This window comes from Brevibacterium sp. AGC70 (genome assembly GCF_057334195.1).
In genome coordinates this window covers 1-8953 of sequence record NZ_JBHFIH010000018.1, presented here as the reverse complement: position 1 = coordinate 8953, position 8953 = coordinate 1, and the positions used below count along the sequence as shown (strand labels likewise).

At 61.5% G+C, this 8953-nt stretch carries 6 protein-coding genes; 4 read left to right on the top strand and 2 right to left on the bottom strand.

Annotation, left to right across the window (positions count from 1 at the left end):
- Nucleotides 1-152: 152 nt before the first annotated feature.
- Nucleotides 153-1745 (bottom strand): choice-of-anchor G family protein, encoded by a 1593-nt coding sequence (locus tag ACE03M_RS15370; RefSeq protein ID WP_485934901.1) that lies wholly within the window; start codon nt 1743-1745, stop codon nt 153-155.
- A 522-nt stretch (nt 1746-2267) separates the two neighbouring features.
- Here ACE03M_RS15370 and ACE03M_RS15365 point away from each other — a divergent pair.
- The gene (locus tag ACE03M_RS15365) at nt 2268-3491 is read left to right on the top strand and encodes a PucR family transcriptional regulator (RefSeq protein WP_485934900.1); all 1224 of its coding nucleotides are present in this window, start codon (nt 2268-2270) and stop codon (nt 3489-3491) included.
- Nucleotides 3492-3503: 12 nt separating this feature from the next.
- Here the strand turns inward: ACE03M_RS15365 and ACE03M_RS15360 are convergent, their stop codons facing one another.
- Nucleotides 3504-4511, bottom strand: a complete 1008-nt coding sequence (locus tag ACE03M_RS15360) for a DUF2332 domain-containing protein (RefSeq protein ID WP_485934899.1) — start codon at nt 4509-4511, stop codon at nt 3504-3506.
- Between the two features lie 178 nt (nt 4512-4689).
- Between ACE03M_RS15360 and ACE03M_RS15355 the strand changes: the two genes are divergently transcribed.
- The 3 genes from ACE03M_RS15355 to ACE03M_RS15345 form a co-directional block, all read left to right on the top strand.
- Nucleotides 4690-6057, top strand: a complete 1368-nt coding sequence (locus ACE03M_RS15355) for an MFS transporter (RefSeq protein WP_260848105.1) — start codon at nt 4690-4692, stop codon at nt 6055-6057.
- An 84-nt stretch (nt 6058-6141) separates the two neighbouring features.
- Nucleotides 6142-7563: an FAD-binding oxidoreductase gene (locus tag ACE03M_RS15350; protein WP_485934898.1), complete on the top strand. Its 1422-nt coding sequence runs from the start codon at nt 6142-6144 to the stop codon at nt 7561-7563.
- A gap of 283 nt (nt 7564-7846) precedes the next feature.
- The coding region (locus ACE03M_RS15345; RefSeq protein ID WP_485934896.1) for a DUF222 domain-containing protein at nt 7847-8953 on the top strand (1107 nt) is incomplete at its 3' end.

Genomic DNA, 8953 nt, shown 5'->3' with positions numbered 1-8953 from the left:
CCCCCCCCCCCCCCCCCCCCCCCCCCCCCCCCCCCCCCACTCGGGTGCTCATCTCGCGATGAGCGTCATGCATTCGCTGTGTTCGTGAACGTGTGTACTGCAACTTTGTCGACTGCGATGGCTGGCATCGCGATCAGCAACGGACAGGAGAGTCACAAGCCAGGGAACAGATTGCGTGGGTCGAACATCGACCTGTCGCTGTGCGGGTCGACCGGTCCCGGCTTGACGGCGTCTGCTGACTCGCCGCAAGGGTCGGTGCGGACTCCGGCGTTGCCGAAGCCCATCCGTGACTTGCCGCCGGCAACGCCGAGGCTCAGGGCGGAGACGTCCACGCCGCTGACGACCTTCTCACCGTCCGCGGTCGTGCACTCAGTTGTCTCCTGGTGGTTGATCTGCAGCGAAACGAGGTTATCTGCCAGCAGCTCGAGGAATGGATCAATTGCCGCGCGGATCGGGACCGTCATCATGTCGGTTTTGATCGTGGTGAACGCCTTGTACAGCAGGCCCGATGGGTCCGAGAGTTTGTCGTAGATCGGGCCTGTGACGGTCTTCATCGAGTTCATCACGGCGTCGATCGTTGTGCAGGACACCGATCCCGTTGCACCCGAAGGTTTGCAGTCGTAGTTGCTGACCTTTCCGGTGAGGTCCATGTCCCATCCGGCGGTGGTTCCATCGAGAGCGGTGATATCAACGTTCACTTTCGCGGTGCGCAACGATTCGATCGCTGTGTCCACTGCGACGTCGATGACCTTCTCAATGGCGTCGTGGATGCTGCTGGCGATGAGCGGGTATGTCTCATCGTCGATCAGCTCGGAGTTCGGGTCCTGGTTGTTGATTCCGACCGGACGATCGGTCACGCCGTCGTCGTTGCCGCCGAGGCGGGCGAGGTCGACCTCCACCGAGCCTTTTCCAAGGTCGATCGTGGCGAGTCCGTCATCGGTCTTGATCGGTTCACGCAGGATCGCATCGAGAACGTCTTCCTCGATGTTGGAGGTGACTGTCGTGTCGACCTTCATTCCCGGGAGGGCTTTGCCGAGTCCGAGTGCGTCGTTGACCTTATCGGCCACTTCGTCTTCCATCTGACCAGCGGCGTCCGACACTCCGTCGCCGGCATCTTCGATGGCGGGGGAGTGGAGATTGAGCTTTGCGTCACCGACGCGGTACTGTCCGTATCCGCCCACACCGTCTGGATCCTGGAGCTCGCCGTCAACTGCTTCGACCCAAGCGCCGCCGAGTCCGAAGTTCAAGTCAGCCTGGTCGATGAGTCCGTCGGTGACATCAGACTTTCCGGTGGCGTCGACCACCGATAGGAGGTCGACGCTCGCGGTGCCGAAGTCGCTGTCTTTGCCGTCGAGCGTGAGTCCACCGTCGGCGCCGACGATTCCGGTGACGGCCTTGCCGTTCTTGGAGTCGGCAGCGGTGGATTCGCTGTGGATGGCGCCGGCTTCACCGAAGCTGAGGAAATCATCGAGCGGGATCTCATAGCCTGCACCGAAATCGACGACCTCGTCGCCGCCGATGGCGCCGTTGAAGGCTTCGCGGTTCGGGCCCGGATCCGATTTGGATGCGGCCTTGGACTTACCCAGTGCGACAAGTTCTTTGGAGTCCAGAGTCATGCCTGCGACACTGGCTCCGGCCTCAGTCGGCTCATCGGCTTTGACGTCCTGTGCCGATACCGCGGTCGAAGCCAACAATGTTCCCGCGATTCCGACGGCCACGCCAGGCAGAATTCGCCTGAGAACCATCTTTTTCCTTCGATGACCATCGTGGGGACGTGATTGCACGTGGTGAGACACGAATTTACCTCCAAAGTACCGCTCGTTGTTTGGACCGCTCCCTCAGATGTCGGCATATGCACCAACGAGCGTTACCCACAGGACATACTTCCGAAACACTCAGGCCGTGTCCAGAGATTTTCAGAGTTCCACTCAACTTTGACACGAAGAACAAGCCTGGTTGTGATGTGCAACAATTGCTGGATAGCGACAGGAGATCTCAGGTTTTGCGTCATCGTCGATCTTTCTCATTGATTTATCCACCTGAAGCGAGGTATTTTCGTGACCGTCCTTCCTGTGTGTTCTGCGCCACGGAAAGTACGTACACAGATAACGGCTTTTCTCCAGGGGAAATCAAGGTGAATTGTCCTTGGGCCGAATGTGGCGGTGACCAGGGATCATGCGTGCATGACTAGCTTGAAATTTGTACTATCGATATGCATCGGTTGGACGCGAGGTTGAGGAATGGGTACAGGGTTGCACCTTTCAGAGATGAGCTGGCCGGCGGGAGCGCTGACGATGTCGGATGCCGATCAACTCGTGTATTGGGCTGATTCTCAGATGCCGCGCATTGTCAGGGATGCCCACAACATGATTCTCGAGCGAATTCCGCTCTACGAGCGCGCGGATCCGCTTCTTCAGAAGGACCTTCACAGATCGATCGAGGACAACCTGAGGGCCGCGGTCACCGAGATGCACCAATGTCACGACGCGTTGCAGATGACGGCGCCCCATGAGACAGGCAGACGTCGAGCCCAGCAGGGGATCCCTCTGGCCGAAATCCTGCAGGCGAATCATCTGAGCTTCGGTGTTCTGTGGGACGCGCTGGTCGAGGCGGCGAGGTCTGGTGGCGATTGCGAAGCCCCGGAAGCCATTTTCGCGGTGGCAACTCGGCTGTGGTCAGTCGCGGATGCGCACGCATCGGCGTTGACTGATTCCTATCGGGCCGCATCGGCTGAGCTTCTCGCCGAAGAGGGGCGCCGGCGCTCGGCTCTGGTCGAGTCGCTGCTCGCAGGACGGCCGAGTCCGGATTGCAGCTCCTGGGAGATGGCCACATTGCTCGGCCTGGCCCCGGGTGCGGATCTCATCGTGGTTGCTGTCGACAAACGTAACCAGGCAGGTGGGGATCTGGCCGACGTGGAGCGGAAGCTCGCGGACCAGGGTATTGTCTCTGGGTGGCAGCTGACGCCGACGCTGCAGCTCGGAGTTGTGTCGCTGCACTCCGAGCAGCACGAAGCCGCCCTGAATGTTCTGACAAGCATTGCGGTACGTGCAGGAGTGAGCCCGCCATACAGGGCGTTGTCCGAGACGCCACGTGCCCTGCAGCTGGCACGTACTGCCCTGTCGACATTGCGACCAGGTCAGACAGAGGTGCGTGAGTTCAATTCGAGTCCTTTGGCTGCGCTCCTCGCATGTGAGCCGAACGAGGGTCGCCGGCTGGCCTATGAGGTGCTCAGCGGGGTCTTGGAACTGCCCGCCGCGGACCGTTCGATGATACTCGACACGCTCGTTGCCTATTTCGACAACGAGGGCTCGGCCGAGCGCGCCGCCGAACAGCTGTACTGCCACTCCAACACTGTCCGCTATCGACTTCGCCGTGTGCACGAACTCACGGGACGCTCGCTGAAAGATCCGCTGTGCGTAGCAGAGCTCGTCAGCGCGGTGTTTTCACTGCGGATGTGCAAGTTGTATACGGCCAGCTCTTCGATTGTCTGATGAACAACTTCGTCACCCCAGTCCCTCGAAGCTCTGTCCGTGCGGCCCGGTCAGTGCGATCGCCTGTCCGTCGACAGCGAGCACGAATCGTCCGTCCGGTTCTCGGTCAAGCTGAGCTCCGATATCCGGCAGCACTCTGCCTCCCTCATTGCTGATCCACACGACGTCGTCACGCGATCGCATGAGAGCGGCGAAGCCTTCGCGTTCGGCCGGTTCGACATAGGCGAGCACTGCGCTGTGGAATACGACCTTCTGCGTGCCTGCGGGAGCCTCGGCCAGCACGGATTCGACGGTCTCGAGCAGATCGCCCGGCACCAGCCTCGGCGGGTCAGCGGACACGAGGGCGGCCGCGGCACTCAGACGATCCCGGCGCAGTCCGTGCTCCGGCCAGACCAGGGAGCGTAGCCATTCCTGCTGGTCACCGTCGGCGATGTTGAGGGGATTGAGATCGATTCCGGCTCGCCAGGTGACCTCGGGGATCCGCTCGGGCGGCGTGGCATTCGTCATTTCGCAGGCGAGTTCGACAGTGCTCGGGCCATCCTCGGGGTGAAGGGCCAGCGACCCTGACTCTGTGCTGTACATGTAGCTGTAACGATCGGGGTACAGGCACAGGCCAGCCGAGGCGCCGACCTCGATGAGCGACAGGGGCGCGGAGATCCGGGCCAGCGCTGGCAGGATCACGGCACAGCGTCCGGCTTCATTGGTCTGAGTCGACCGCGCAGACATGAGTGCCCGTGTAGCCGGCCAGTTCTCCTTCAGCCAGGTGCGCAGGCTCGCGGAACCGTGGTCGCCGCCCATGAGGTGGTCGTCACCGCCGAGGTGGCGGGCAGCGGCGAACAGAAGGTTGGCCTGGCGCTTCTGCTTGGGAAGTTCGAGGAGCAGTTCGATGATCTCCTCGTCCTCCGCTATGCCTCGTGCCCACGCAGCGTAGGTCGGTGAAGTGCCGCTCGCCTCGTAGCGTGCGAACTTCAGGTAGTAGTCACGCAGCGACTCTGCCGCGAGCTCCGTCATCGGCTGCATGGTGAGTCCTCCCCTGGTTCTTGGGTCAATCCTAGGCCCGGCAGTCGTCAGCACCTGCGTCCCGATATTCGGTACTTTGAGACCGATCTCTAGGAACCTGAGCGAAAGCTGACGTACTGTGTGTCAGTAGTGTGCCGAGAGCCGTCACCGCGGCTTCAGCCTGATCGAGGGAGATCACATGTCATCCGAGGTGAACCCACCTGTGAGCCAGCAGCCGTCGAGCGATTCAGCAATGGAGAAGCGGACCCTGAGGAAGGTCACTGTTCGGCTGATTCCGTTCATCATCGCGATGTACTTCATCAACTACCTCGACCGCACCAATCTCGGCATCGCGGGCCCTGGTGGCATGAACGAAGACCTCGCGATGACGGCTACTCAGTTCGGTTTCGCGGCGGGCATCTTCTTCTTCGGCTACCTCCTCCTCGAGGTGCCCTCGAATCTTGCGCTGCACAAGTTCGGCGCTCGGATCTGGCTCGCACGCATTCTCATCAGTTGGGGCATCGTGGCCGCAGCGATGGCGTTTGTGCCCAGCCACGGATGGCTCTACTTCCTGCGGTTCCTCCTCGGAGTCGCCGAGGCGGGATTCTTCCCGGGCGTCATCCTCTACCTCACGTACTGGTTCCCATCATCGATGCGGGCACGGGCCACCGCGCTGTTCATGCTCGCGATCCCGATGTCCAGTGTCATCGGCTCCCCACTGTCCTCGTGGCTGATCTCGAGCGGCAACTCGATCTTCGAGAACTTCGCCGGCTGGCGCTTCATGTTCGTCGTCGAAGGCGTGCCTGCGGTCCTGCTCGGCATCATGTGCATCTTCTACCTCACTGACCACCCACGCGACGCCAAATGGCTGACATCCGAGGAGCGGAACTGGCTGCAGTCGAAGATGGACGCAGAAGAGAAGGACAAGGCTGACAACTTTCACTACCCGGTCCGCCGTTCCCTTCTGCAGCCACGCGTGTGGGCGCTGTCCTTCGTCTACTTCGGCATGGTCTACGGCCTCTATGCGATGAGCTTCTTCCTGCCGACCATCATCTCCGGCTTCCAGGAGACCTTCGGCGTCGAATACTCGATCGTCGAGATCGGCTTCATCACCGCGATTCCGTACGTCTTCGGTGCGCTGGCTATGTACTTCTGGTCCCGTCACGGCGACAGGACCAATGAGCGTGTATGGCACGTCGCGCTCCCGCTCTTCATCGGCGGTGTGACCATTCCGATCGCCCTGTACCTGAGCTCACCGTTCACCACGATGATCGCTGTGACCATCACCTGCATGGCCATCTGCGCGGCACTGCCGACCTTCTGGCCCCTTCCGCAGACCTTTCTCGCCGGTGCCGGGGCTGCCGCGGGACTCGCGCTGATCAATTCGCTGGGCAACTCCGCCGGATTCTTCGCGCCCTACATCACCGGCGGACTCGCGGAGCTCACCGGAACCCAGAACGCGGGCATGTGGGTCGTCGGCGCCGCCATGGTCGCTGCCGGAATCGTCACCCTCATCCTCAAAGCCGCTCCCGCGCCCGATAAGGTGAATCCGGAGATGGCGAAGTAGGGGCGAACACGTGCCCGATCGTCACCAGAAGACAGTCGCCGAGGCGGTCGTGACCACCCCGGCCGTTCCGTTCGGAAGGACGTCATGACAGTACAGGACCAGACCGCAGTCGGTGCGGCCGAACTCGATGCGCTCGCGGCACGGTTGAGCAAGGGGGCGCTGACGACGGATCCCGACGTCATCGAAGCCCACGCTCGCGACGAAGCCCTGTTCTGCCCCCACGAAGGGGCGATCGCTCTGGTCAGGGCCACCTCGGCGAACGATGTGCAGGAGGTCATGCGATTCGCAACAGAGCACGGCGTCCCCGTCGTCCCGCAGGGTGCTCGGTCGGGGATTTCAGGTGGGGCGAACGGCTCACCTGGGGCGATCCTGCTCAATGTCTCGCGCATGAAGGACGTCGTGTCCGTCGATGAGGCCGAACGGCTCGTCACCGTCCAGCCTGGCATCATCAATCAGGACCTGAAGGATCACCTCGCACCCTTCGGCCTGTCCTACCCACCCGATCCGGGTTCGGTCGCATTGTCGTCGATCGGCGGCAACATCGCCACTAACGCGGGCGGCCTGTGCTGCGTGAAATACGGCGTGACCAGGGACTACGTTCGCAGCCTCACGGTGGTTCTGGCGGATGGCACGCTCACGAAGCTGGGCCCGCAGACGGCCAAGGGCGTCGCCGGACTCGACATGCGCCACCTGTTCGTCGGCTCCGAGGGCACGCTGGGCATCGTCGTCGAGGCGACCCTGCGCCTGATCCCGAAGCTGCCCGATCCATTCACCGCCGTCGCGACCTTCCCCGACGAGCGCTCCGGCCTCCAGACCGTGGCGGATTTCATGGCCGCTGGCGGTGTGCCGAGCCTGCTGGAGTTCCTCGATTCGTCGAGCCTGAAGATGCTCAACGAGTTCGGCGACTTCGGACTCGACGGAGATGCTGGATCGATGCTCATCATGCAGGTCGACCAGAATCCTGCGGATTCCGAAGCGGTCATGGCCCAGTTCGCCGAGGTGGCCGAGACCTGTGGTGCACTCGACGTCGCGTATTCCGACGATCCGAGCGACTCGGCGGCGCTCATCGCTGCACGACGGATGATCCAGCCCGCCTACGAGAAATTCGCCAATGCCCATGGCGGAGGCCAGCTGCTCGACGATGTGTGTCTGCCACGCGTGGCGATGCCCGAGTTCTGCGACCGGTTGAAGGAGCTGCAGGAGTCTTCAGGTCTGATGATTGCGCTGGTGGCCCATGCTGGTGACGGCAATACTCACCCCTCAGTGTTCTTCGACGCCGGCGACGTGGACCAGACCGCGAAGGCGCAGGAGATCTTCGGCGAGATCATGCGCATCGGCCTCGAGTTGGGCGGCACGATCACCGGTGAACATGGCGTGGGCTTCCTTAAGCGCGATTGGCTCAACAACGAGCTTGATGAGGGCTCGAGGCGGATCCAGATCGCTGTGAAGAATGCTCTTGACCCCCAGGGGATCCTTAACCCAGGGAAGATGCTCAGCGCGATCTGAGGGATTGAATCCGGTTTCTTCCGAGCCGGGACATTGTGATCACACAATGTCCCGGCTCGTTTTCGTGTGCTCAGTCTTCGTGGCGGTCCGGCTAGCGGGGATCGATTGTGGTTTTACTCTCTGACCTGGGGTGTTGCGCGTCCTGTCCGGTTTTTGAGTCAACAGTTAATACGATAGTCAAATAATGATCGAAGATAAATCGAAACTAAGGGTGCAAAGAGGTGAAATGAATGTATAATTGAGAGAAGAGCAACAACGATGTTGGCGAATGGACTTCAACACCATGACTCTCACCCCCGACCGCACCCCAGGACACCCAGAAGAGCGTGACCCACGCCCCGGACCCGATGATGCTGTGACGGGGAAAGATACGACTGATGCTTCGTCTTCTGTGGGAAAGCCGTCGTCGTCGACAGGGGGACAGCAGTCACTGTTCGACCAGCTCAAAGACTCCAACCTCGACCTCACCGGCCACCCACTCGCGGGCAAATTCGAATCCCTCGCAGCCGTACCCACGGATGATCCACGTGAGTCGAATGATCGCGGTCAGGCGAGCGAGGACGTCGAGCCGGCCGCCAGCGCTTTGGAAACAAGTGGTTCGGAAGCCAGTGTTTCGGAAGTCAGCGAAACAGGCGAAGCCAACGGATCCCGCGAAACTGGCGGTGCCAACGAAACCGGTGAGGTCGCTGGGACTGCGGACGATGGCAGGACTGCCGAGGCTTTCAGCACTCCAGCCGCCGATACTTCGGATGACGACTCAGGTCCGGCTGTTCCCGGTAACAGTACCCGCGGTCCCAGCAGCCCGAGTCCTCACCCTCTGCTCTCGAGCCAGGAGTGGGCGGATCTGTCGCGGTTCGCTCCCGAAGTCACGACCAGTCTCACCGCGCTCAGTGGACTCAAAGACGGGTTGCGGACCTTCGATCGTCCGATGGGTCCAGTCGATGCGATCACACTCATCGATGGGCTCGAGGCCCTGGGCCGGGTCAACGAGGCGTTGTCTACTCTGGCTCTGGCCGTGTGTGAACGAGTCGGAACACCGTCTGATTACGGGGCGAAGACGACGAAGGCCCTCATCCAGGACAGGTTGAACATCACCAGCCGGGAGGCGAACCGGCGTACCGATATGGCCAAAAGCCTTGGCGGGCGAGTCACGCTGACTGGGCAGGCGCAGCCACCCCTGTTCCCCAGGGTCGCTGATGCCTTCAACGAGGGCAGCCTGTCAGCCGATCAGGCCAGAGTCATCAAAGACTGTTTGAAGAAGCTGCCCACGTGGGTCAGTCAGGATGATCGTGATTATGCTGAAGCGACTCTCGTGGACAAGGCCCCGAGTGTGCGGGTCCATGACCTGATGGCGATCTTCGCACGGATCCTGGCCCATGTGGATCCCGAT

Coding starts and splice junctions, on each gene's coding strand:
- ACE03M_RS15370 (WP_485934901.1), bottom strand. CDS start 1,745: ATGGTTCTCAGGCGAATTCTGCCTGGCGTGGCCGTCGGAATCGCGGGA.
- ACE03M_RS15365 (WP_485934900.1), top strand. CDS start 2,268: ATGAGCTGGCCGGCGGGAGCGCTGACGATGTCGGATGCCGATCAACTC.
- ACE03M_RS15360 (WP_485934899.1), bottom strand. CDS start 4,511: ATGCAGCCGATGACGGAGCTCGCGGCAGAGTCGCTGCGTGACTACTAC.
- ACE03M_RS15355 (WP_260848105.1), top strand. CDS start 4,690: ATGTCATCCGAGGTGAACCCACCTGTGAGCCAGCAGCCGTCGAGCGAT.
- ACE03M_RS15350 (WP_485934898.1), top strand. CDS start 6,142: ATGACAGTACAGGACCAGACCGCAGTCGGTGCGGCCGAACTCGATGCG.